Below are 22,663 nucleotides of genomic sequence, written 5' to 3' on the forward strand. Positions count from 1 at the left end.
CGACGACGCGCGGGGCGCGGACCCGGAACGGCCCCGCGCCCCGCGCCGCCTCAGGGCGCGCCGAAGGTCAGCGTCAGCTGCGGGGTGCCCTCGTTGGCCTGCGCCTCCGAGGACCACAGCCACAGGGCGTCGGTACCGCCGCTGCTCAGGGCCAGGCTGTAGCCGCCGCCGAGGGCCGCGGCGACGGCCTGGGTGTTCAGCCCCGCGGTGTGCACGGCCGAGCCGTCGGGGATCCCCGCGAAGCTGCCGAGCGCCGGACCGCCCAGGGCGGGGCGGTTGTTGTACGTGGTCCCGCCCTCGGTCCACGACCCGGTGACCGGGACCACCGAGACGGTGTCCGCCGTACCGGCGCCGCTCATCGTGCTGGTCTTGACGCTGAGGCGCGCCGACTTCAGCACCGTGCCGGCGGGTGCGGCGGGCAGGTGGAAGCGGAGGTAGCTCGCGTAGAACGAGGTGCCCCGTACGGCGAGCGAGCTCGAGGTCCCGTAAGGGGTGTCGGGCGCGCCCGCGTTGGCGTAGGTGTCCTCCGCGGCGGTCACCTGCACCACCGAGTCGGCCGGGGCGGTGGCGAGGGCGTAGTGGTGCTGCACCTGCGCCGCGCTCAGGACGGTCGGGTAGACGGCGGTCTCGTCGAGCCGGCCGGCCCAGTACTCGCTCGTCGGGCGGTCCGGCCAGCCGCCGAGGCTGTCGCCGCCGGCGTGCCAGTAGCCCGAGAAGTTCTCGTGCGCGGTGACGTTCAGCGTGCCCTTCTGCACGCCGTCCACGTAGAGGGTCATCCCGCCGGGCCCCTGGGTGGCGACGGCGTGGTGCCACCGGTCGTCGTTGTAGGCGGCGCCGGTGGCGACGGTGCGGGTGGCTCCGGTGTAGACGCCGAAGACCAGTCGGCCGTCGTTGGTCATGTAGAGGTGCTTGTCGTACTGGCTGCTGCCGCGCGACTGGTTGTTCCCGAAGCCGAAGAGCTTGCCGCCGCGGGTGGTGTTCGTCTTGAACCAGGTCTCGATGGTGTAGGTGCTGCCGACGCTCTGGCGCTTGTCCCCGTACACCTGGGTGTCCGTGCCGTTGAAGCCGATCGCCGTGCTCGCGCCGGAGACGGCGCCGGGCGTCTGGCGCAGGGCGGGGGCGTTCAGGTGCACGCCGCTCTGGTTGCCGCCGTCCGAGGAGTCGGCGGCGTAGGGCAGGGCGGACTCGTCGTAGCGCCAATACTGCTGGGCTCCGTCGGCGCGCACCTGGTTCGGGTACCCGTCCACCGAGGTCGGGACCGTGACGCTCGCGGTGGCCGACGGGGCGCTGGTGTTGCCGGCCGCGTCGGTGGCGGTCACCCGGTACGTGTACGTCTGGCCCGGGGTCACGGTGGTGTCGGTCCAGGAGGCCTGGGGGCGGCGGAAGAACAGCGAGTCGGCGGTGACCGCGGCGATCGGCGCGGCCGCTCCGTTGCGGTAGATCTTGTAGGTCAGCGCGCTGTCGTCGAGGTCGAGGCTGGTGCGCCAGCGCACCTGCGCCTCGCCGGGCTTGAAGCTGACCGCGCCTGCGACGGGCACGCTGGGCGCGCCGGTGTCCCCCGTGGACGCGAAGCGCGTCAGGCTCTGCTGCGCCGCCCCGTTGACGGTGGTGAACTCGCCGCCGACCCACAGGTAGGGGACGCCGCCCTTGGAGCCGACCGTCATCACGCGCGGGCCGATGCCCTCGCCGATGCCGTCGTTGGTGTCGGGGGCCCAGCCCAGTTTGCCGGTTCCGCTGGTGGGCTGGGCGAGCAGGTGGTGGCGCTGGCCGTCGGGGAACTCGCCGACGCTGGAGCAGTCGTGGGCGTGGGACGCGCTGTAGAGCACGCTCTGGTGGGGGAGTACGGCCTGCGTCGCGCCGAGGCAGGTGTCGCGCCAGCGCTGGCCGAAGTCGGAGAGGTTGAGCGCGATCCGGCCGTCGAAGACGCCGCCGCCCGTACCCTCGTTGGCGGTGTAGAACCCGGTCGCGTCGGTCGCGATGTCCTTGACGACCGAGTTGGTCTCGATGAAGCCGGGGTAGGACGTGGTGAGGGCACCGGTCGTCGCGTTCACGACGGCCAGCGCGTGCGTGTTCGTCCCGTTGACGGTGAAGAAGTCGCCGCCGAGGACGACCCTCGTGCCGTCGGGGGTGACCTCGACGGCGCGGCCGGGCTCGTCGGCGTGGGCGGTGAAGGGCCTCAGGGACCCGTCGGCCGCGTCGACCGCGGCGAAGCGTTCGCGCCGCTGGCCGGCGACGCTGAGGAAGTCGCCGCCCGCGTAAACGGTGTCGCCGGTGACGGCGAGGGCCCGCACGGTGGCCGCGAAGGCGGGCCGGAAGGCGGGCTTCACCGTGCAGGTGGCCACGTCGACGGCGGCGAGGCTGGAGACCGGGGTGCCGTTGACGGCCCCGAAGTAGCCGCCCGCGTACAGGGTCTGCTTGTCGGGCGAGAGGGTGAGCGCGCGGACGGTTGCGGTGCCGGAGCCGACGGTGAAGGACAGCGCGCAGGAGGTGGGGGCGCCGGTGGCGGCGTCGAGCGCCGCGAAGTTCACGGCCGGCTGCTCGCTGCCGGAGCCGCCGGCGGGCGGGCGTACGGCGGAGAAGGTGCCGCCGACGAAGACCTTGCCGCCCGCCTCGGCGAGTGCCCAGACCACGCCGTTGGGCTGCCAGGTCGGCAGTGCGTCGGCGGTGAACGCCACGGGCGGGGTGATGGCCGCCGCCTGCGGGACGAGGCCGAGGCCCAGCCCGGCGCCGGTTCCGGCCAGGGACAGGGCGAGAGCGGCCGCCATTCGTCTGGATCTGCGCATGAACCCCCCAGTTCGGTGTGCTGAGCGGCCGTGTCGTGCGCGGCCGCCGGGTCATGGCCGGAAACCGCCGGATTGCGTGTCCGCGGCCATGCGTACGGGCGCACCCTAGGGCGAATCGGCGTTCGGTTCACCCCCCTTGGCGCAGCCGGTCGCTTACCGGCCGGTTCGGAGCCCGGGGCAGTCACCCTGGCGAAACGGCTCCCGCGCGGGGCCGCGCCCCTCTACGGTGCCCTGAAGTGACGGGCACGGCACCGGAGGGTGGAGGGGTGGGGCGGATGGACGAGGAAGAGGACATGCGGCTGGCGAGGCTGACCCCGGAGATCTCGCGCCGCACCCTCGCGATGCTGCGCGGCCTCGCGGGCCTGGAGCCGCCCGAGCAGGTCCCCGAGGACGCCATGGTCGTCACCGACGCGGTCCTGGCCGACTACGGCACCGACGGGCTGCGGGTCCTCGCGATGACGCTGGCGGCCTGGGCGACGGCGCAGATCGAGAACGTCGCCGAGCTGAGCGGGCGCAGCCACGAGGCGGTGCTGGACGCCATGGAGCTGGCCTGCCTGGAGGCGAACGCCGAGGAATAGCGCGCGGCGTACGCGACCGCCGGAAGATGCACCGCCCGATCCGGTCTGGATCGGGCGTGCGTCGGCGACACTGGGTGTAGCAGTGCGCCGTGGGGGGTCGTGATCGGAGGCCGTCGTGAGCACACCTTCCCCCGTCCGGATGGCTGCCGTGCTGTCCACCGAGCATCGTGGCCGGCTGATGTCCCAGGCCCGCGAGGTCAACTTTCCCGAGGGCGCGAGGATCTTCGACGAAGGCACCCGGGCGGAGACCTTCTGGATCGTGCGCTCCGGCACGGTGACCCTGCAGACCCCCGTGCCGGGCCGCCGCCGGCCCGCGCCCGTGGAGAACCTCGGCCCCGGGGAGCTGGTGGGCTGGTCCTGGCTGTTCCCGCCGTACGTGTGGCAGCTGAGCGCCGAGGCGATGACGCCGGTGCGCGCGTACGAGTTCGACGGCCCGGGGGTACGGATGCTCATGGACGCCGATCCCGCCTTCGGGTCCGCGATCGGTCACTGGGTCGGGCGGGTCCTGGCCCTGCGGCTGCACCAGACCCGCACCCGTCTCCTCGACCTGTACGCCCCGCGCGCCACGGCCTAGGACCTAGGCGGCGGTCTGGGCCCTGGCCAGGCGGCGCAGCGATACCGCGGCCGGGACGGCGGCGGAGACCACCGCCAGGGCCGCGCAGGCGCCTGCCGTGGCGCCGAGCGCCTCCCAGGGGACCACGAGGCCGCTGCGGACGTGCAGCAGCCCCAGCGCGGCTCGGATCCCGGCGAGGTTCAGCACGGCCACGAGGGTGCCGAGGACCGCGCCCGCGAGGACGACCGTCAGGGACTCCCCCGCCACCAGGCGCAGCACCTGCCACCGGGTCGCGCCCGCCATCCGCAGTGCAGCGAACTCGCGCGTCCGCTCGGAGGTGGCCATGAGCAGGGTGTTGGCGAGGCCGATGCCCGTGTAGAGCAGGGCGATGCCGAGGACCAGGAAGAAGCCCATCCGGGTGGTGCGCTTGGTCTCGGGGTGCTCGGCCGCCACCCACTGGTCCTTGGTGAGGACCCGGCCCCCGGCGGGGCGGGCGGCCTCGGCCAGGGCCGCGGCGACGGCGGCCGCGTCCGCGCCCGGGGCCAGCCGTACGTCGATCCGGTCCACGGCCGCGCCGGGGGCGTTGGCCGGGGTGACGTAGGCCCCGTTGTTGCCGGTGCCGATGCTCATGACGGCGGCGATCCGCAGCGCCTTGCGGCTGCCGTCGCCGAGCCAGACCTCCACGGTGGATCCGACGGTGTGCCGCTCCCACTCCTCGGTGACGATCACGGAGCCGTCGTCGAGGTCGGTGGCCTTGCCCGCGACGAGGGGCAGGTCCGCGGTCCGGGCGAGGGCCGCCGGGTCGGCGGCGCGGGCGTCGGAGCGGATCAGTGCCACACCCTCCTCCAGGACGTGGACGGCGGTGCCGGCGGTGGCGGAGACCACGGTCCCGGGTACCGCCCGCAACCGCTCGACGGCGTCCCGGTCGAAGCCCCGGGCGCCGCCGGTGATCACGAAGTCGGCGCTCGTGTGCTGCCGGACCTCGGCGGCCTTGGCCTCGTTCAGGGTGGCGGTGGTGCCGAGCAGGGATCCCGCCAGGGCCACGGTGACCAGGACGGGCGCCGCGACGGCGGCCGTACGCCGGATGCCCGCGGTCGCGTTCTCCCTGATCAGCATCCCGCCGGCGCCCGGCAGCCGGGCCGGGAGCCAGGCGGCGAGCCGGATCAGCGGCCGGACCAGCGCCGGCCCCAGCAGCGCGAAGGCGACGATGAGCAGCATGGGGCGGCTGGTGTACGTCTTGCGGTGGAGCAGGTCGGACGGGTCGCCGAGCAGTGCGTACGCCAGGGTGCCGAGGCCCGTCAACAGCAGGCCCGCGCCGAGGATCCAGCGGACCGGTGTCATGGCCCTCGTCTCGACGTCGGCCTCGCGCAGCGCCTCGAGGGGGCCGACCCGGCCGGCCCGCCAGGACGCGGCGAGGACTCCGGCCAGGCAGACGAGCAGCCCCGTCCAGAAGGCCAGGTGGAAGGGCCAGGCGGCGTCGCCGATGGCGAACCAGTGCGGTGCGATGCCGGCATCGACCGTGTACGCGGCGAGCACCGGCGCCCCGTACGCCCCGAGGAGGCAGCCGGCGGCGGAGGCCAGTACGCCCAGGAGCAGTGCCTCGGCGAGGACCATGCGGCGGATCTGCCGCGGTGTGGCCCCGGCGGTGCGCAGCAGGGCGAACTCCTTGCGGCGGTGGGCGACGGCGAAGGCGAAGGTGGAGGCGACGACGAACACGGAGACGAAGGTGGTGATCCCGCCGGCGGTGCCGAGCATGGCGTTCACGGCGAGCAGGGCTTCGCCGTCGCGTTCCGGGTCGGGGTCGGCGTAGCGGCGGTCCCGGTCGGTGAGGACCCGGACCCGGGTGTCCTGTCCGGCCGCGGCCGAAGCGGCGGCCGCTACGGCGGCCCGTACGGCGGCCGGATCGGCGGCGACGACGAGCTGGTCGACGGCGGGCGAGATCCGGGCGGCGCGTGCGTCGGTCCAGAAGACGGCGTCCTCGAAGCCGCGTCCGCCGCCGGGCGGGGTGACGGTGCCGACGACGGTGGCGGGGCCCCGGTCGGTGGTCAGCCGGTCGCCGGGCCGGGCCCAGCCGGTGGTGACGACCTCGCCGTCGGACTGCGGGGCGCGCCCGGCGGCCAGGGTGTAGGGGGCGAAGGCGGCGACCGGCCACGGATGGCCGACCAGCCGTTTCGGTCCGCCGTCCGCGCGGACCGGGAAGGAGCGGTCCTCGGTGGTGGGGCCGAGCCCGGACAGCCGCCGGGCCAGGTCGGGCGGGACGGGCCGGGGGTGTGCCAGCGTGCCGGTGCGGTCGCCGATGGGGGTGGGGACGCGCAGGGTGTCCTCGCCCTTGACGACGACGGGGGCCTGGGCGAAGCGTTCGGGCCCGCGGGGCGGGGCCTCCAGGGTGGCGGCGAGGCCGAGGCCCATGGTGGCGATCAGGCCGACGCCGAGGGACAGGGCGAGGAAGCTGCCGACGAGGGTGGTCCAGCGGGCGCGCAGGGTGCGCAGGGCGATGCTCAGCACGGCGCCGCCTCCAGGTGCGTCATGTGGGCGGCGATCGCCTCGGCGGGGGCGCCGGCCAGTTCGCCGTTCAGGCGGCCGTCGACGAGGAAGACCACGCGGTCGGCGTAGGAGGCGGCCACCGGGTCGTGGGTGACCATGACGACCGTCTGGCGTTCGGTGTCGACCATGGCCCGGAGCAGGGTGAGGACCTCCCGGCCGGTGGTGGAGTCCAGGGCTCCGGTGGGCTCGTCGCCGAAGAGCACCTCGGGACGGGTGATCAGGGCGCGGGCCAGCGCCACGCGCTGCTGCTGGCCGCCGGAGAGTTCGGTGGGCCGGTGCCGGGCCCGGTCGCCGAGGCCCACCCGGGCCAGGACCTCGCGGACCTCGGCCTTGGCGGGGCGGCGGCCGGCCAGGCGCAGCGGCAGGGCGACGTTCTGCTCGGCGGTCAGCGCGGGCAGCAGGTTGAAGGCCTGGAAGACGAAGCCGATCCGGTCGCGTCGCAGCAGGGTCAGCTGGGTCTCGCCGAGCCGGGTGAGGTCGGTGCCGCCGATCGTCACGGTGCCGGAGGTCGGCCGGTCGAGTCCTGCCGCGCAGTGCAGCAGGGTGGACTTGCCGGAGCCGGAGGGGCCCATGACGGCGGTGAAGGTGCCCCGGGGGAAGTCGAGGGAGACCCCGTCGAGGGCGGTGACGGCGTGGTCGCCGGTGCCGTAGACCCTGCGGACGCCGCTGAGTTGGATCGCGTGGTGTGCCATGCCCCAACCCAATCCTGGCGGGCGGCCCGGCACAGCGGGTCCAGACCGTGTCCTCGGGGTGGGGCGGGCCCTACCCCGGCAGGGGTTCCAGACCGTGTCGCGGACGCTTTGCGCAGGGGTTTCGCGGGTGTCTCCGGTCGGTGTTCGGCCGTTTCGGCGGGCCGCTCCCGCACAGGTCAGCCCCTGCCGCACCGCTGCGGTCTGCACTCATCCGTACACGATCGGTGACGAAAAATGGCGGTGCGAACGGGCGTTCATGGTCCGCGTCGGCAAGACTCCGTCCGCTATCCGAAACAACAACCCAAGGGAGTGTTCGAAATGCGGTCCATCACCAGGGGTCTCGGGCTCGGTTCCGCCGCCATGGCGCTCACCGCGCTCACCGCGCTGGCCTGGCCCGGGTCGGCCGGAGCCGCCCCCTCCGGCACGGAAAGCCTGTACGCCCCGTCCGCGATCGTCCTCGGGGTGACCGCCGGGGACGACACCGCGACCGGCACCGTGCTGCGCGCGGTGACGCTGGTGTGTGCGCCGACGCCGGGCGGGACGCACCCGAACCCGGCCGCCGCCTGTGCCGAATTACGGTCGAACGCGCCCGGGCTGGACGCCCTCGCGGCGCCCGGGCCCGGCACCGCGTGCACCAAGGAGTGGAACCCCTTGACGGTGACGGCCGACGGTGTGTGGCAGGGCCGTCGCCTCACCTACGAGTACACCTACGGCAACCCGTGCGGCATGCGCAACATCAGCGGCGCCCTGTTCGACTTCTGACGGCCGCTCGGTGCGGACCGGCCGGGCGGCCCGTCGACAGCTGCCCGGCCGGGCAACCATCGCACCCGTCAGCCCAGTTCGAGGCTGGTGACGCCGTAGATGCCGGCCAGTTCGAGTGCGGGGGCGGGGCCGGTGTACATCCGGGCGGTCTCGAAGACCGGGACCAGCCCGAGGCCCGCGCACAGGGGGGCGGCCCGCGGGTTCGCGTCCGGTACGTCCACGGACACGAGCCCGCCGGGCGCGTGCTCGGCGAGCCCGCGCAGCAGGGTGGCCGCCACGCCCGGGGTCGCCGCGTACAGCGGTCCGATCCGGCAGGCACCGCTGGACGGACGGACGACGCCGACCCCCTCGATCCGGCCGTCGCGGACGGCGGCCAGGGCAGTCCGGCCGGGCAGCGCGGTCCAGGCGGAGAGGAAGGCGTCGCGCGCCTCGGGGAAGAACCGGCGGTCGTAGGCGGCGAGCTGCCCGAAGGGCAGCGAGGCCGCGTCCACCACCTCGACGCCGTCCGCATCCGGCGCCGCCCCCTGCGGCACGCCTTCGTGGCGGACGTTGTTCCAGGCATGGCGGAAGCCGGACCTGCGGTAGTTGTCCTGTTGTTCGACGACCCCGTCCAGCCCGATGAGCCGCCCGTCCAGCCGCTGCATCGCCGCGTCCCAGATCCGGATGCCGTACCCCTGCCCGCGGAAGGCGGGTCGGGCGATGTAGAAGCCGATGAAACCGAAGCCGGCGCCGTAGCGGACCGCGGAGATACAGGCCACCGGTTCGCCGTCGAGCCGGCCGACGAGGAAGCCCTCCGGGTCGGCGACCGCGAAGGCGAACCGGTCCGAGTCCCCCGGATTCCAGCCCTCCGCGTCGGCCCAACCCCGGATCATCTCCATGTCCGCGGCGCTCGCGCCGCTGATCTCGAATCCCGTCATGCCGAATGTTGTAGCAGGCCCGGGGAGTTCGGCGTACCGGTCCGCCGTACGGTCTCAGCCGGCGCAGATCACGTCGTCTACCCGGATGGGCTGGGAGTCGAGGCGTACGTAGGCGGTGAAGGTGTCGGTGAGCCCGGCGTCCCAGTGGGTGGTGACGGTGGCCCAGCCGACCCCGGCCGACGGCGCCACGGTGACCGGGCCGACCACGATCTGCTGCGGCTCGCTCCGGGCGCAGAGCAGGACGTCGGCGTCGGGGCTCTCCTCCTGCTTGTCCTTGAGCAGCTGCGAAACCCGGGTCTTGCGGTCGTGCGGGGTCGGACCGTGCTCACCGTAGAAGCCGGTGAGGAAGCGCCCGATCACGTCGGCGGAGTGCGACTGCGGGACCGGGGTGGCCACCACGGGCGCGGCGAGGGCGGGAGCGGACGACAGGGTCGCCGGCGCCAGCAGGGTCAGCAGCAGGACGCCAAGGCTGTACGGCTTGAGCTTCATGCCGGGTTTGTACCCGCCCGTCGGGGCCGAGGGGAGGGACGCGGCCCGGATCTCACCCCTGTGGAGGGCCTGATTCACCGCAGACGGCCGAACGGGTGGCGCGCTCATCGGGCGCTGCGGGCCATCGGCAGCCGCCGGTAAACGGGTCGCGACCACCCGGGGCCGGTACGTAGGGTCGGATCATGGGAAAGCCGCTCGTCGCAGTGTTCAGTGGGGCCGGGATGTCCACCGATTCCGGGATTCCGGACTACCGGGGGCCTCAGGGGCTGTGGCGGCGCGAGCCCGACGCCGAGAAGCTGGTGACGTACGAGTACTACATGGCCGATCCGGAGATCCGGCGCCGGTCCTGGCTGATGCGTGCCGAGATCGGCGCGCTCGGGCCGCGGCCCAACGCCGCGCACCTGGCCGTGGCGGAGCTGGAGCGCGGCGGGACCCCGGTTCGGGTCATCACGCAGAACGTGGACGGGCTGCACCAGCTCGCCGGGATGCCCGCCCGCAAGGTGTTCGAGCTGCACGGCACCGCCCGGTCGGTGGTCTGCACGGCCTGCCGCGCCCGGTCGGGCATGGACGAGGCGCTGGCCCGGGTCGCCGCCGGGGAGCCGGATCCCGCCTGCCTGGCGTGCGGCGGGATCCTCAAGGCGGCGACCGTGATGTTCGGCGAGCGGCTCGACCCCGGGGTACTGGCTCAGGCGATGGCGGTGGCCAAGGGCTGCCAGGTCTTCGTCGCGGTCGGGTCGACCCTCCAGGTGCAGCCCGCCGCCTCGCTGGCCGGGATGGCGGCGGAGGCCGGGGCCCGGCTGATCATCGTGAACGCCGAGGAGACCCCGTACGACCCCCTCGCAGACGAGATCGTGCGCGAGCCCATCGGGACCGCCCTGCCGAAGCTGCTGGCCCGGATCGCCGCCTAGGCCGAGAACCCGTCGGCCGCCCGCCGCATCTCCGCCACGTCCAGCTTCTTCATCTTCATCATGGCGGCGGTGGCCCGGGCGGCCCGCTCCGGGTCGTGGTCGCTGATCAGGTCGATGGCGCCGGGCGGGATGACCTGCCACGACACCCCGAACTTGTCCTTGACCCAGCCGCAGGCGACCTCCTGGCCGCCGTCCTGGGTCAGCGCGTCCCAGTAGTAGTCGGACTCCGCCTCGTCGGCGCAGTGGATCTGGAAGGAGATCGCCTCCGAGAAGGTGAACTCGGGGCCGCCGTTGAGGCCGACGAACTTCTGCCCGTTGATCTCGAACTCGACGATCATCACGTCGCCGGGCTGGCCGGGGCCCGCCGCGGTGTACCGGCCGATCCGGCCGCGCTTGCCGTCCTTGAAGACGGACAGGTAGTAGTCGGCGGCGGCTTCCGCGTTGCCGTCGAACCACAGGCACGTGGTGAATCCGTTGCTGCTCATGGCTGCCTCCAGGTGAGTGCGCGTGCGGTCTGCGTACGTCCTCACATACAGACCGGCCCCGGGCCCGAAATTCATCGGGGGGCCCGGGGCCGGTCTGTGTTCGGCGGTGAATTCGCCCGTTCGGGCTACTTCGCGGGCTCGGCGCCCATCGCGAGCATGCGGTCGACGACGCGCTCGGCGGCGCGGCCGTCGTCCAGGTCGCAGAACTCCTCGCGGAACGCCGCCCGTGCCTGCGCGTACTGCTCGCCGAGGGCGTCCGCGTCGCGTACGGCCTCGATCAGGCTCGCCGAGTCCGCCAGCAGCGGGCCGGGGGCCTTGGCCTCCAGGTCGAAGTTGAAGCCGCGCAGGGTGCTCTTGTAGTGCGCCAGGTCGTACGTGAAGAGCAGGATCGGCCGGCCGGTGAGCGCGAAGTCGAAGATCGCGGAGGAGTAGTCCGAGATCAGCACGTCGGCGACCAGCAGCAGATCGGTGGCGTCGGGCCAGCGGGACACGTCGAGGACGAACCCGTCGCGCACGCCCTCGCGGACCTGCTCGCCCACGTGGTGGTGGCCGCGGACCAGCAGGACGTGGTCCTCGCCCAGCTCGCGGCGGGCCTGCTCCAGGTCGATCCGCAGGTCGAGCTTGTAGCCGCCCGACCAGCCCTCGCAGTTCTCCCGCCAGGTGGGCATGTACAGGACGACCTTCTTGCCCTCGGGCAGGCCGAGCCGCCGCCGGACCTCGGCGATCCGGTCCGCGTCGGGCCGTACGAGTGCGTCCGTGCGCGGAGCGCCGGCCTCGATGACCTCGCCGTCGTAGCCGAGGGCGCGCTTGAGGAGGGGCGTCGCGTACGAGCTCGGGGACGCGAGCAGGGTCCACTGGGCACTGTCGTGCGCCAGGCCCTCCAGGATCTCCGGGCTCGTGTAGTAGTCGTGCACGAAGTCGTGGCCGATCTGCTTGATCGGCGTACCGTGCCAGGTCTGGACGACGACCTGACCGGCGCGGCGCTCGAAGTGCTGCGGCACGTTGTCGTTGGTCACGTAGTAGCGGGCGCGGGCCAGCAGCTCCCAGGACTCCACGCTGTCGTACTGCACGGCGCGTGCGGTCGCCGGGACCTCGGCACGGCCGTCGCGGACCAGCCAGATGTGCTCCAGCTTCTCCCCGCGGCGCACCAGCTCCTCGTGGATGGCGCGGGGGGAGTCGCCGGCGCCGTTGCCCTGGAAGGTGTCGTAGACGACGACGTCCTTGACGGGCAGGGCCCGCTGGGCCGGGTAGGTCTCGAAACGGGCGACGCGCTGGGCGTACCGGGAGCGGTCGTGCGGGCTGAGCAGCGGGTCGGCGACCAGCACCATGCGGTCGTGGAAGCGGGTCTCGACCCGCATCCGGCGGCCCTGCACGGTGAGGGGGTGCGGTCCGGCGAAGAGCAGGCCGGGGCTCATCTGCACGGGGGCGCCGCGGTCGACGCCGAGCAGGCCCGCGGTCGTGCCGCCCTGGGCCGCCGGGCGCAGGGTGGGCCACCAGCGGCCCTCGGGCAGCGTGGTGCGGCCCGCGTACGCCTCGGGGAGCACGGGCTCGAAGGCGGCCTCGAAGGTGTCGCCGTCGCGCGTGACGGGGTAGCTGAACTCCACGCCGTGCGCGTTGTGCACGACCAATTCGTACGGCTCGTCGGTGGGTGCGACGAACCGGCCGCGCAGGTTCACCGTGCCGTCCTTCGCCTCGACGGCGTCGATCAGCGGCGGCGAGGGCTGCACGGACAGGGTCAGGTGCCCGGTGTTGCCGCGCTTGGCGTAGAGGGCGCGGTCCGCGGCCCCGCCCGGCAGGGGCAGGACCAGGCCGGCGAAGCCGCCGCGCTCGTCGTGGGCCAGGCGGTGCTCGGCGCCGTCGGCGCCGATCACGGAGAGGCTCCAGGGCTCCGGGGTCCACTCGCCGGGCTCGCAGGGCGCGTCCGGTACGGCGGCCAGCTCGGCCAGCGGAACGCGGGCGGTGAAGGGGGTCCGGCCGGCGGCGGCCGGACCGGTCTCCAGCGGGAAGGTGAGGGTGGTCTCGGTGGAGACGTGCACGGCGCGCAGGGTGGCGTCGCCGCCGACCGAGGCCGCGAGCTCACCGGTGATCTCGATGGCGTCGTCTCCGGCGGGGCGCACGTCCAGGGCGCGGGCGCGGACGATCTCCACCTGGATGGTCAGGGAGCTGGTGACCGCGGGGACGACCCGGACGTCGGGGGCCACCCAGTGCGCGGGCGGGTTGTTGCCGGTGTCGTGCTCACCGCCCCTGAGGCGGGCGCGGTGCAGGCCGCCGGCTCCGGTGACTGCGACGGAGGTGGTCCATATTCCCTCGTGCCACTTGCCGCCCGACTGGAAGATCGAGGGGTCGACGACGGCGGTGAAGCCGGCCCAGTCGGCGTGCCGCAGCGCGAGGTGCGGGGCCTTCACGGTGGCCATCGGGGAGGCGACCGTACGGGTGGAGACGACGGAGCGGCGGCGCTTGCCCCCCTCGCGGAAGATCAGCATCTTGCGGGAGCCGAGGCGGCTCTCGGCGCCGAGGTGGCCGGGCAGGGCGTAGCCGCGCAGGAGCAGCTTGCCGTCGGCCCAGGCCGCCTGCTCCAGACGGCTCACGACGCGGCGCTCGCGCGGGCCGAGGGTGAGGATCTTGGCGGGCACCGGCGGGCGGCCCTGCAGGAACGGGTAGTCGGCCTGCGGGCGGGCGATGCCCTTGACCGGCACGCTGTAGTGGTAGTCGCGCTGGTGGTCCTGGAGCGCGATGAAGTCCTCGACGCGGCCTTCGCTGGCCAGGAAGGCCTTCAGGCGGTCGGCGACGGTCAGGTCGGACCAGGGGGCGGTGCCGATCTCGCGGACGAGGCCGCCGACCTCCTTGACGAACGCGGCGCGGAAGTCTGCGCCGCCTTCACCGACGTACTTGTAGATGAGCGGGAGCTCCTCGCTCAGCACGTTGTAGTCGTAGTCGCGCAGGTAGCGGACGTACTTGGCGCCCTGCTTGGCCTTGAGGGACTCGCGGACCAGGCGGACGGACGTCACGCGGTCGATGAGCGACACCGGGTCGGTGGAGCGCTGGGTGATGGAGCGCTCGCCGGTCTCGCGGACGCGCCAGTGGTAGACGCAGTCGCTGAGGATGTCGACGCTGGACGCGAAGTAGTGCGCGGGGATGCTGACCGGGGCGTCCTCGTAGAGGATGCCCTCCGGGTACTGGAAGCCGTGCTCGTCCCAGAAGGTGCGCCGGTAGACCTTGTTCCACGCGGTGCGGTCGGTGACCAGCGCCGGGAACTTGGAGATGTGGGTCTTCAACTGCGTCTTGGCGAAGGCCGCCCGGTGGCCCCAGGACTGCTGCATGCCGACGGAGCGGAAGCGCTTCACGTTGCCGGCGGCGAAGTCCGAGCCCGTCTCGTCGAGGGCTTCGATCATCCGCTGGTAGGCGTAGTCCGGCATGGTGTCGTCGCTGTCGACGAAGGCCAGGTACTCGCTGTCCTGGTGGGCATGGCGGGCGCCGACGTTGCGGGCGGCGCCGAGGCCGGCGTTCTCCTGCATGACGACCCGGAAGCGCTTGTCCCGCGCGGCGAACGCCTTGGCGAGGACGGCGCTGCTGTCCGTCGAGCCGTCGTCCACGAGGATGACCTCGAAGTCCGCGAACGTCTGAGCGGCGATGGATTCCAGGCACTCGTCGAGGTAGAGCTCGACGTTGTAAACGGGGACGACGATGCTCAGGCGCGGGGGCATGGGTGGCGGGTTCTCCAGCGTTTTGGTGCTTTATCGATGATCAGCTACTCACAGCATCTTACTAGCTAGCGGAATCGCGAACTCCTCCGATACCGGGCATACCACGGCTGATCGCCGGGGCGGACGGCAAAGAATTCAGCCGCCCGCCACCTCGACGATGCGCTGCCGCGCCGCCCGGCGGGGCGCGGCCGGGGGCAGGCCCCCGGTCAGATCTCCAGTTCCGCCTCGATCTTCTTCAGCTGGTGACGGGCCATCGCGAGGTTGGCCCGCCCCCGGTCGAGGGCGAGGTAGAGGAAGAAGCCGGAGGTTCCCCTGCCCTTCAAGAGGCGGATCAGGTGGTACTGGTTCCCCAAGGTGATGAGAATGTCCTCGATCTCGTCCTTGAGGCCCAGCATCTCCATCGTGCGGACCTTGGCGCGGACCACGTCCGTGTTGCCCGCGGCGGCGACCCCGAGGTCCAGGTCCTTGCCGCCGCCGACGGTGCCGAGGGCCATCCCGCTGCCGTAGTCGACCAGAGCGGCGCCGAGCGCGCCGTCGATGGTGGTGGTGGCTTCCTTGAGCGCGGTCTCGACATTTGCCATGAGTGGTTCCTCTTTCTCGTCTCTCGCTGGGTGTTACCGGATCCGATGGGGTTCCGGTGTCGGCTGGTACGGGGTCAGGCGGGGAGGGCGGGTGGGGTTGGCGGAACGGGCGGGAGGGGTGGTGCGGGGCGGGAGCCGGCGCCCCGCCGCCCGAGGGTGTGGTCGATGAGCTCGGCTATGCGCAGGCTGGAGCGCCGGGCCTCCAGGTGGAGGCGCCCGACGTTGACGCGGGTCTCCGCGGTCAGGGTGAGGACGGCCGCCTCGCCCGCCGCGTAGGTGGCCACGTAGCCGTGCTCGCCGCGCACCAGCAGTTCGCGGAATCCGCCCTGGCCGGTGCTGTCGCTCAGCCGCTGGGCGACGCCGAGGGCGGCCGCGGTCAGTGCCGCGACGGTCTCGCCCTCGGCGGCGGCGCTGTCCTGGGCGAGCACGAGGCCGTCGGCGCTGGCGGCGAGGGCGCCGGTGAGCTGGGGCACGCGGGCCCGCAGCCTGCGGAGCTCGGCGAGTATCTCGGCCTCCGCCTCGGGCGGCACCGTGCTCATGTCGGCCTTTCTCCTTTCGGGCTGCCTCCGCTCGGAGCGGTCGGCGCGCAGGGCCGGTCGCAGCGGGAGCCTCACAGGCTTGCCTCCAGTGCGTCGCGTAACCGGCGGAGCAGCGCCACGTCCGGGGGTTGGGCCTGGGTCATCCAGTCGGGCAGGGGTTCCGCGGCCGGCGGCGGGGCCGGGGTGTGCGGGGTCTCGACGAGTCCGGCCGCTGCGAGGCGCCGTACGTCGAGCAGCGTGTGGAAGGCGGGCCGGCCCAGCGCCCACGCGAGGTCGGCCGGGGTGCGCACGCCGTCGGCCCGGCTGAGCAGCATTCGCTGCCGGGCGGTGACGGTCTGGCCGGGCGCGGCGGGCCGCGGTACCACCGGGGCGCTGTCGAGCAGCGGGTAGGGCCAGACCGCGTCGAGGAGTTCCCTGCGGCGCCGGGTCTCGCGTTCGACGGCGGCGGCCGGGACGGAACGGACGGAGCCGATCCAGTGGGTGGCCCCGCGGCGGAACCGGGAGGGTCCGCTGCCCGGGGAGAGGGCGAAGAAGGCGGCGTCGAAGATGGCGGCGAGATGGCAGATCTCCAGCTCCCCGCCCGCGAGGCCGCCGGTGTCGACGAGGAAGCGGGCCACCTGGCGGCGGGCGCCGGCCCGGTCCAGGGCCTCGCGCCAGCGCTCGGGGGCGAGGCCGCCGCCGGTGGTGAGCAGCACGTCCAGGCCGGGGGTGGCGGGGCTCTCGGCGTGGACGACGTTGCCGTTCTCCAGGAAGAGGGTGCCCCGGTCGCGTAAGAGGGCGCCGGTGGCGCGTTCGGCGGCGAGCCGGGTGAGGAGGGGGGAGACGGCCACGGACGGGGTCGGGGACACGGTCGGGAGCGTCATCTGAGCACCAGGCCCTCAGCCAGGGCGCGGAGTCTGTGGCGGGCGAGGGCGAGGTTGCCGTCGGCGCGGTCGAGCCACAGGTGCAGGAAGACGCTGCTGTCGAAGCTCGTCTCGACGAAGCGCAGTACGTGGTAGCCGGTGCGGGTGGTGACGATCAGGTCCTCGACGGGCTGGCCGGCGGCGTCACCGGGCGCGGCGTCCGCCGCCGGGGCGAAGGACTCGTACTCGGCGGCCGCCCGGGCCAGTTCGGCGGTCTCGGCGGCGGTGGTCTCGTGGTCTCCGACCGGCGAGTCCCCCGCGGTGCCGAGGGCCAGTCCGCTGCTCCAGTCGACCAGCGCGGCCCCCCGCGCACCAGGCAGGGCCATGGCTTCGAGCAGGCATTCGTCTATCCCGGGCACGCGGGCTCCCCTCCCGGCCGGACGTGCGGAGTGCACGGTCGTACGGCGCGACAGGAGGGAACTTACTCAACTTCCACAGAGCGGAAGGGGGTTCTGGCATTTTCCGCTGGAACATGCGCCGAACCGCGCGAGACCTTGGCCGGAACCCGTCGACTTTTGATCACGAAGCGAGCGGAAGATCGTCCGAGAGCCGGAACGACCCGCCCTCGCGCAGCACGTAGCCCTCGTGACTGAGGGTGCGCAGGAGGTGGTAGACGGTGGGCAGCGGAATCCCGGTGAGCCGCGCGAGCCGCTTGGCCGTCGCCCCGCCTTCCGCGTACATCGCTTCCACGAGGCGCAGCGCGCGCTGCACGGAACCGATCAGGGTGGGTGTGGTGTCCTTCTGGCCGTGGTCCTGGCTGTGGTTGTCCTGGCTGTCTGCGCCCATGAGTAGTCCCCCTGCTCCGGTACGAGGCCTGGCAAAGCCATCAAAGTCGCTCATCAGCCACAAAACCAGCTGACTCGCGTAAACCCGAGCATAAGATCACCGGATCCCGGTCTGGCTGAGCGGCGGCCGGGCCGGGCGCGCCGGTGTTAGTGCTGCGGGAGGAGGCGTTCGGCCATCGTCTCGATGAGGGTCTCCACCGGGTGCGCGTCCAGCAGGGTCGGGACCGTCAGGTCGTCCACCATCAGGCCCAGCATCGCGAGGTAGAGCAGCACCACTCCGCGGCGGTCGCCGGGCAGGCCCGACTCCAGGTGCCAGGCGACGTTCGCCTCCAGCTCCGTGCGCAGGAACCCTGCCAGCTCCGTCTGGAGTTCGGGGCGCCGGGTGGCCTCCAGGCGCAGCTCCAGCATGGAGATGTGCACGCTGCGCTCGCGGCGCATCCGGTCCAGCAGCCCGCCGAGCAGCACCTTGGCGTCGAGCGGGCCGGTCAGCTCTGCCGGGTCCGGGACGAGCCGCTCCCGCGTGCGGTGCAGGATCTGCACGAGCAACTGGGCCCGGTTGGCGAAGTAGTTCGAGGTCGTTCCCGTCGGCACGCCCGCCTCCGCGTCCACCGCGCGCAGCGTCAGGCCGCGCGAGCCCTCGCGTGCGAGGACTTCGATCGCTGCGTCGAGCAGCGCTGCGCGGCGCTGCGGGTTCTGGCGCATGGGCAGGCCCCCCGGTGGATGCGGCACGTCATGTGAGCACTGCACGTGCAGTGCTTCGCACAAGGTAGCGGATGGACCGCTCCGGGCCCTCCCCAGCGCCCCCTCCCCCGTGTCAGGCTGCCCGTCATGGAGCGGATCATCGAGGAGATACGCGAGGACCTGGCCCGCCGCCTCGCCGTGGCGGCGGACCGGCTCGCCGACCGGACGCTGGCCGAGGACCCCGCGTACGCCGCCCTGCTCGGCCGGGCCGAGCTGCGCGAGCGGATCCACCACAACCTCCGCCAGGCCGTCGAGGGCCTGGTCCGCAGTTCCCGCGGCCTGCCGGTGGAGCTCGCCGACGCGCGGGCCACCGGCACGCTGCGCGCCGAACAGGGGCTGCCGCTCGCCTCGTTGCTGCGCGCCTACCGCAGCGGCGGCCGGCTGCTCTGGGCGGCCCTCACCGAGGCCGTGGCCGCGCACGACCGCTCCGAGCTGCCCCGCCTGCTGCCGGGCGCGGCCGCGCTGTGGGACGTACTGGACCAGATGACGGACGCCGTGTCCGAGTCCTACCGGCGCGCGGACGCGGCCCGCGCGGGCCGCGACCGGGAGCGCCGCGCGGCCCTCCTCGACGTGCTGCTGGACGGCGCGGCCGCCCCCGACGGCCCCGCGGCCGCCGAGGCCGCGGCGCAGCTCGGGCTACCCGAGCGGGGCCGCTTCGCCGTGGTCGTGGTGGCCGCCGACGGCTCCCCCGGAGCGGCGGAGACGGCCACGGGGAAGCCCGGCTCCGCCGGAGCGCCCCGCGTGCTGTGGCGGATCCGGGCCGACGGCGAGACCGGCCTGGTGGAGCTGGGCCACCATCCGCTGGAATCCGTACGGGAACTGCTCGCGCCGCTCGGGGTCCGCGCCGGGGTCAGCCCGGTCGTGGAGGCGCCGGCCGAGCTGGCGCGGGCGCACCGGCTGGCCGCCCTCGCGCTGCGCACCGCCCCGGAGTCCGGCGGCCCGCGCACCGCCCTCCTGGACGAGGGGCTGCCGGCGGCGCTGGTCGCGGCCCAGGCCGAACTCGCCGGACGGCTGCGGACCGTGGTGCTGGGCCCGGTGCTGGCGCTGCCCGCGGAGGACCGCCGGCTGCTGCTGACCACGCTGGGCACCTGGCTGGCCTGCCAGGGCTCGACGACGTACGCCGCGCAGCGGCTCTACTGCCACCGCAACACCGTCTCGAACCGGCTGCGCCGCCTCGAGCAGCTCACCGGCCGCTCCCTGTCGGACCCGCGGCACGTGGTGGAACTGGCGCTGGCGCACGCGGCGGTGGCCCAGCGGGCCGCCTCCGCTACGGCGCGTCCGGGGACTTCGCCGACTCCAGCAGGTACGGCACGTCGATCACCGCGACCCCCGGGGTGAACAGCAGCCGGGCCTTGAGCCGCAGCGCGTTCTGGTTGTGCAGGGGCTGCTCCCACCAGTGGCCGACCACGTACTCCGGGATCACCACCGAGAGCACGTCCGTCGAGCTGTCCGCCGCCAGCTCCTCGACGTGGGCCAGGATCGGGCCCACCACCTCGCGGTACGGCGAGTGCAGGATCTTCAGCGGGAGGCCCGGGGCGTGCTCGGCCCACTCCTCGCGCAGCCGGGCCGCTTCCTCCCCGTCCGCCGCGACGGTGACCGCGGTCAGCGTGTCGGGGCGCAGGCCCTGCGCGTAGCCGAGGGCCTTCAGGGTGGGGGCCTGCACGGAGGCGACCAGGACCAGGACGTGGTGGCGGGCGGGTTTGCGCGGTTTCGCGCCGGGGGCGACGGCGACCTGCCGGGCGACCTCGTCGTAGTGGCGGCGTACGCCCTTCATGCCGAGGAACAGCAGCGGCATGGCGATGACGACCAGCCAGGCGCCGTGCGTGAACTTGGTGATCAGGACGATGACCAGGACCAGGGCGGTCAGGGTGGCGCCGACCGCGTTGATGGCGAGCCGGCGGTGGATGTGCACCCGCTCCTCGCGCGGGGTGGCGGATGAGGCGAGCTCCCTGCGCCAGTGCCGCACCATGCCCGCCTGGGAGAGGGTGAAGGAGACGAAGACGCCGATGATGTAGAGCTGGATGAGCCGGGTCAGTTCGGCGTCGAAGGCGACGATCAGGGCGATGGCGGCGAGCGCGAGGAGCACGACGCCGTTGGAGTAGACGAGCCGGTCGCCCCGGTTGAAGAGCTGGCGGGGTGCGTACTTGTCCCTGGCCAGGATCGAGGCGAGCATCGGGAAGCCGTTGAACGCGGTGTTCGCGGCGAGGATCAGCACGCCCGCGGTGACGGCCTGGAGCAGGTAGAAGAGGAAGTGCCAGCTCCCGAAGGTGGCCCGGCCGATCTGGGCGAGGGCGGTGGAGGTGGCGGTACCGGGCGGCAGGCCCAGTTCGGTGGGGTCGGCCGCGACGTGCACCTGGTACGTCATGGCGAGTGCGGTGATGCCCGTGAACATGGTCACGGAGAGCACGCCCATGGCGGCGAGGGTGGTCGCGGCGTTCTTCGCCTTGGGCTTGCGGAAGGCGGGGACGCCGTTGCTGATGGCCTCGACACCGGTGAGGGCGGTACAGCCGGAGGCGAAGGCGCGCATCGCGAGGAGCACCACGGCCAGGCCGGTATAGGTGCCGGCCTCGGTGATGGGCAGGTGGGCGGACTCGGCGCGGATGGTGTCGCCGGTGGCCAGCCGTACGGCGGCGCAGGCGAACATGAGGTAGACGACGAGGACGAAGCCGTAGGTGGGGATGGAGAAGAGGCGGCCCGACTCGCGTACGCCGCGCAGGTTCATGAGGGTCAGCAGCACCGCGAATCCCACCGACAGGCCGACCTCGTGGTCGTTGAGCGCGGGGATGGCCGAGGTGATGGCGGCGACGCCGGAGACCACGGAGACGGCGACGGTCATCACGTAGTCGACGAGCAGGGCGCTGGCGGCGGTCAGGGCGGCGGTCTGTCCGAGGTTCTCGGAGCTGACGACGTAGGCACCGCCGCCGCCCGGGTAGGCGTGGCAGGTCTGCCGGTAGGAGGCGACGACGACCACGAGCAGGAAGACGATGGCGGCGGCCGCGTACCAGGTGAGGTGGAGCAGCGCGACGCCGCCGAGGGCGAGGATCAGCAGGATCTCCTCGGTCGCGTAGGCCACGGAGGAGAGCGGGTCGCTGCAGAAGATCGGCAGGGCGAGCCGTTTGGGGAGCAGGGTCTCGCCCATCCGGGCGGTGTCGAGGGGTTCACCGACCAGTACGCGCTTCACATGGATACGCCTCATTTGGGCATGATCGTGCATGTTTTGCACGATTCACCCTCTTTTGGCGACAGTGTCACCCGGCGAGCTCCTCCGCCCGGTGCGCCAGCCACAGGTCGTGACGGGCGCTCGGCGACTGGAGCAGAGAGCGCTCGAGCAGCGTCTCGATGCGGGTCAGCCGCTTGCGGGCGCCGGGGACGGAGACGCCCAGCGCGGCGGCCGCCGGGACGAGTTGGGCATCGTGCGCCAGCCAGGTGCGGACGGTCGCGCGGGCGCCCGGCGGGGCGTCGGGCCCGGTCAGCGGGCGCAGATGGGCCCGGGCCCAGGCGGTCAGGCGCGGATCGCGCAACACCCCGTCGAGATCGGGGGCGCGCTCCGCACCCGCGTCGCCACCGGGCCGCGCGCCCGGGGTCAGCCGCAGGGCCAGCGCGAGCGCCGCCTGGTCCCCGAGGCGTGCGAGGTCCAGGCCGAGCAGGGTTTCGACCAGGCGGAGCCGGGCGGCCAGCGTGTTGCGGTGGATCTTCAGCAGCCGGGTCGCGTGCGAGGCGAAGTTCAGCCAGGCGTGGGCGGTGGCCCGCAGTTCCTGCCCACCGGGGTCCTGCGGGCGCCGGGGCTCGTACGCGTGCAGGGGCGCGAGCAGGGCTTCGGCCCAGCCGGCCCCGGCCCCGTGGGCGGCGAGCGCCAGCTCGGGCCCGGGCCCGAACCGGGCGTGCCGTTCGCCCCGGCCGCGGGCGACGGCCAGCGCGTGGAAGGCCTGGGTGTACGCGGCCGGGGCCTCGCGCAGGCGCATCTCCCCGCTGACGCCGACCGCGCAGTCCGGCGCCACCTGCGCCAGCGCCCCCGCGAGGGGGTCGTGGTCGGCCGAAGCGGCCGCCAGGTCCGCCGGGACGAGCACGATGAGGTGGCGCACGTAGACCGGGCAGCGCACGATCCAGGCCCGGCCGCCCGTCAGTTGCTCGAGCCGCCGGGTGACTTCGCCGCGCTGACCGGTCCGGCATTCCACCACGTACATGCGCATCGGCTCGGGCAGCGAGGGGCCCAGCGCCTCGGCGACCTGGCGGGCGGTGGAGAGCCGGCCGTTCATCAGCAGGTGCAGCACCGCCTCACGGGCCCGCGACTCGGCGAGAGCGGCCCGCGCCTCGCGCCGCACGGCCTCCTCGGCGCGCAGGACCAGGGCCAGCGGTACGGCGGCGTCCGCGAGCAGCGTGGGCGCGTCCGGGTGGTGCGGCCGGTCCAGTACGGCGGCCAGCGTGCGCCCGCCGTCCAGCGCGAACAGCAGCGTCGCGGACCGGGCCCCGTGCAGGACGGCCGACCGGACGCCGCGGACGCTCATCTCGGCGGCGCCGCGCACCGCGGACTCCGGCCCGCGCCCCTCCTCGGCGTCCACCACCCCGGCCCACCCGCCCAGGCGGGCGGCGAGCCATTCGAGCAGCGCGGCCGAACCACCGGTGTGGGCGAGCCGGTGGACCTTCAGGATGTCGTCTGACCGGGACACGGCGGCATTGAACCACCCGCCGCACACTGTGCA

The 22,663-nt window shown here is 73.6% G+C and carries 20 protein-coding genes; 5 read left to right on the plus strand and 15 right to left on the minus strand.

Annotated features, from left to right (window positions below; all coding sequences use genetic code 11):
- Window positions 1-50: 50 nt before the first annotated feature.
- Window positions 51-2,765: a DNRLRE domain-containing protein gene (locus ACIPUC_RS09445; RefSeq protein ID WP_446588040.1), complete on the minus strand. Its 2,715-nt coding sequence runs from the start codon at window positions 2,763-2,765 to the stop codon at window positions 51-53.
- A gap of 293 nt (window positions 2,766-3,058) precedes the next feature.
- Between ACIPUC_RS09445 and ACIPUC_RS09450 the strand changes: the two genes are divergently transcribed.
- The gene (locus ACIPUC_RS09450; RefSeq protein ID WP_446588042.1) at window positions 3,059-3,361 is read left to right on the plus strand and encodes a hypothetical protein; all 303 of its coding nucleotides are present in this window, start codon (window positions 3,059-3,061) and stop codon (window positions 3,359-3,361) included.
- A gap of 115 nt (window positions 3,362-3,476) precedes the next feature.
- Window positions 3,477-3,935 carry a Crp/Fnr family transcriptional regulator gene (locus ACIPUC_RS09455; protein ID WP_446588044.1) on the plus strand — a complete coding sequence of 153 codons (459 nt, stop codon included), beginning with the start codon at window positions 3,477-3,479 and terminating at the stop codon, window positions 3,933-3,935.
- Window positions 3,936-3,938: 3 nt separating this feature from the next.
- Here ACIPUC_RS09455 and ACIPUC_RS09460 read toward each other — a convergent pair whose 3' ends face one another.
- Both ACIPUC_RS09460 and ACIPUC_RS09465 read right to left on the minus strand, forming a co-directional pair.
- Window positions 3,939-6,419 (minus strand): FtsX-like permease family protein, encoded by a 2,481-nt coding sequence (locus tag ACIPUC_RS09460; protein ID WP_446588046.1) that lies wholly within the window; start codon window positions 6,417-6,419, stop codon window positions 3,939-3,941.
- The gene (locus ACIPUC_RS09465; RefSeq protein WP_446588048.1) at window positions 6,413-7,150 is read right to left on the minus strand and encodes an ABC transporter ATP-binding protein; all 738 of its coding nucleotides are present in this window, start codon (window positions 7,148-7,150) and stop codon (window positions 6,413-6,415) included. Before ACIPUC_RS09465 ends, ACIPUC_RS09460 begins: the two co-directional genes overlap by 7 nt.
- 318 nt (window positions 7,151-7,468) lie before the next feature.
- Here ACIPUC_RS09465 and ACIPUC_RS09470 point away from each other — a divergent pair, with 318 nt between their 5' ends.
- Window positions 7,469-7,912, plus strand: a complete 444-nt coding sequence (locus ACIPUC_RS09470; RefSeq protein WP_446588050.1) for an SSI family serine proteinase inhibitor — start codon at window positions 7,469-7,471, stop codon at window positions 7,910-7,912.
- Window positions 7,913-7,980: 68 nt separating this feature from the next.
- On the opposite strand, the gene ACIPUC_RS09475 is transcribed toward ACIPUC_RS09470, so the two are convergent.
- Entirely contained in the window at window positions 7,981-8,829 is an 849-nt protein-coding gene (locus ACIPUC_RS09475; RefSeq protein ID WP_446588051.1) for a GNAT family N-acetyltransferase, read from the minus strand.
- A gap of 54 nt (window positions 8,830-8,883) precedes the next feature.
- Window positions 8,884-9,318, minus strand: coding sequence for a hypothetical protein (locus ACIPUC_RS09480; RefSeq protein WP_446588053.1), 435 nt, complete (start codon window positions 9,316-9,318; stop codon window positions 8,884-8,886).
- A 182-nt stretch (window positions 9,319-9,500) separates the two neighbouring features.
- Between ACIPUC_RS09480 and ACIPUC_RS09485 the strand changes: the two genes are divergently transcribed.
- Window positions 9,501-10,226: an SIR2 family NAD-dependent protein deacylase gene (locus ACIPUC_RS09485; RefSeq protein ID WP_446588055.1), complete on the plus strand. Its 726-nt coding sequence runs from the start codon at window positions 9,501-9,503 to the stop codon at window positions 10,224-10,226.
- On the opposite strand, the gene ACIPUC_RS09490 is transcribed toward ACIPUC_RS09485, so the two are convergent.
- From ACIPUC_RS09490 to ACIPUC_RS09525, 8 genes are all read right to left on the minus strand, one after another.
- On the minus strand, window positions 10,223-10,711 hold the full coding sequence (locus ACIPUC_RS09490) for a VOC family protein (protein WP_446588057.1): 489 nt from the start codon (window positions 10,709-10,711) through the stop codon (window positions 10,223-10,225). The two genes, ACIPUC_RS09485 and ACIPUC_RS09490, sit on opposite strands and share 4 nt — an antisense overlap.
- Before the next feature lie 125 nt (window positions 10,712-10,836).
- A complete protein-coding gene (locus ACIPUC_RS09495; protein WP_446588059.1) occupies window positions 10,837-14,415 on the minus strand; it encodes a bifunctional glycosyltransferase/CDP-glycerol:glycerophosphate glycerophosphotransferase in 3,579 nt (1,192 codons plus the stop codon).
- Window positions 14,416-14,621: 206 nt separating this feature from the next.
- The gene (locus tag ACIPUC_RS09500; protein WP_446588061.1) at window positions 14,622-14,996 is read right to left on the minus strand and encodes a hypothetical protein; all 375 of its coding nucleotides are present in this window, start codon (window positions 14,994-14,996) and stop codon (window positions 14,622-14,624) included.
- Window positions 14,997-15,070: 74 nt separating this feature from the next.
- Window positions 15,071-15,535 carry a roadblock/LC7 domain-containing protein gene (locus tag ACIPUC_RS09505; RefSeq protein WP_446588063.1) on the minus strand — a complete coding sequence of 155 codons (465 nt, stop codon included), beginning with the start codon at window positions 15,533-15,535 and terminating at the stop codon, window positions 15,071-15,073.
- Between the two features lie 71 nt (window positions 15,536-15,606).
- Window positions 15,607-16,398 (minus strand): transcriptional regulator, encoded by a 792-nt coding sequence (locus tag ACIPUC_RS09510; RefSeq protein WP_446588065.1) that lies wholly within the window; start codon window positions 16,396-16,398, stop codon window positions 15,607-15,609.
- Window positions 16,395-16,796: a hypothetical protein gene (locus tag ACIPUC_RS09515; protein ID WP_446588067.1), complete on the minus strand. Its 402-nt coding sequence runs from the start codon at window positions 16,794-16,796 to the stop codon at window positions 16,395-16,397. The genes ACIPUC_RS09510 and ACIPUC_RS09515 overlap by 4 nt, the downstream gene beginning before the upstream one ends.
- Window positions 16,797-16,956: 160 nt before the next feature.
- Window positions 16,957-17,223 (minus strand): helix-turn-helix domain-containing protein, encoded by a 267-nt coding sequence (locus ACIPUC_RS09520; RefSeq protein WP_446588069.1) that lies wholly within the window; start codon window positions 17,221-17,223, stop codon window positions 16,957-16,959.
- 146 nt (window positions 17,224-17,369) lie between these two features.
- The gene (locus ACIPUC_RS09525) at window positions 17,370-17,924 is read right to left on the minus strand and encodes a TetR/AcrR family transcriptional regulator (RefSeq protein WP_446588071.1); all 555 of its coding nucleotides are present in this window, start codon (window positions 17,922-17,924) and stop codon (window positions 17,370-17,372) included.
- Between the two features lie 126 nt (window positions 17,925-18,050).
- Between ACIPUC_RS09525 and ACIPUC_RS09530 the strand changes: the two genes are divergently transcribed.
- Complete coding sequence (locus ACIPUC_RS09530) at window positions 18,051-19,301, plus strand: helix-turn-helix domain-containing protein (protein WP_446588073.1); 1,251 nt, start codon at window positions 18,051-18,053, stop codon at window positions 19,299-19,301.
- Here the strand turns inward: ACIPUC_RS09530 and ACIPUC_RS09535 are convergent.
- Both ACIPUC_RS09535 and ACIPUC_RS09540 read right to left on the minus strand, forming a co-directional pair.
- Window positions 19,231-21,159: an APC family permease gene (locus ACIPUC_RS09535; protein ID WP_446588075.1), complete on the minus strand. Its 1,929-nt coding sequence runs from the start codon at window positions 21,157-21,159 to the stop codon at window positions 19,231-19,233. The two genes, ACIPUC_RS09530 and ACIPUC_RS09535, sit on opposite strands and share 71 nt — an antisense overlap.
- A gap of 52 nt (window positions 21,160-21,211) precedes the next feature.
- Window positions 21,212-22,630, minus strand: coding sequence for a helix-turn-helix domain-containing protein (locus tag ACIPUC_RS09540; protein ID WP_446588077.1), 1,419 nt, complete (start codon window positions 22,628-22,630; stop codon window positions 21,212-21,214).
- Between the last annotated feature and the right edge of the window lie 33 nt (window positions 22,631-22,663).

The sequence above is a fragment of the Streptomyces sp. LARHCF249 genome (assembly GCF_052871255.1).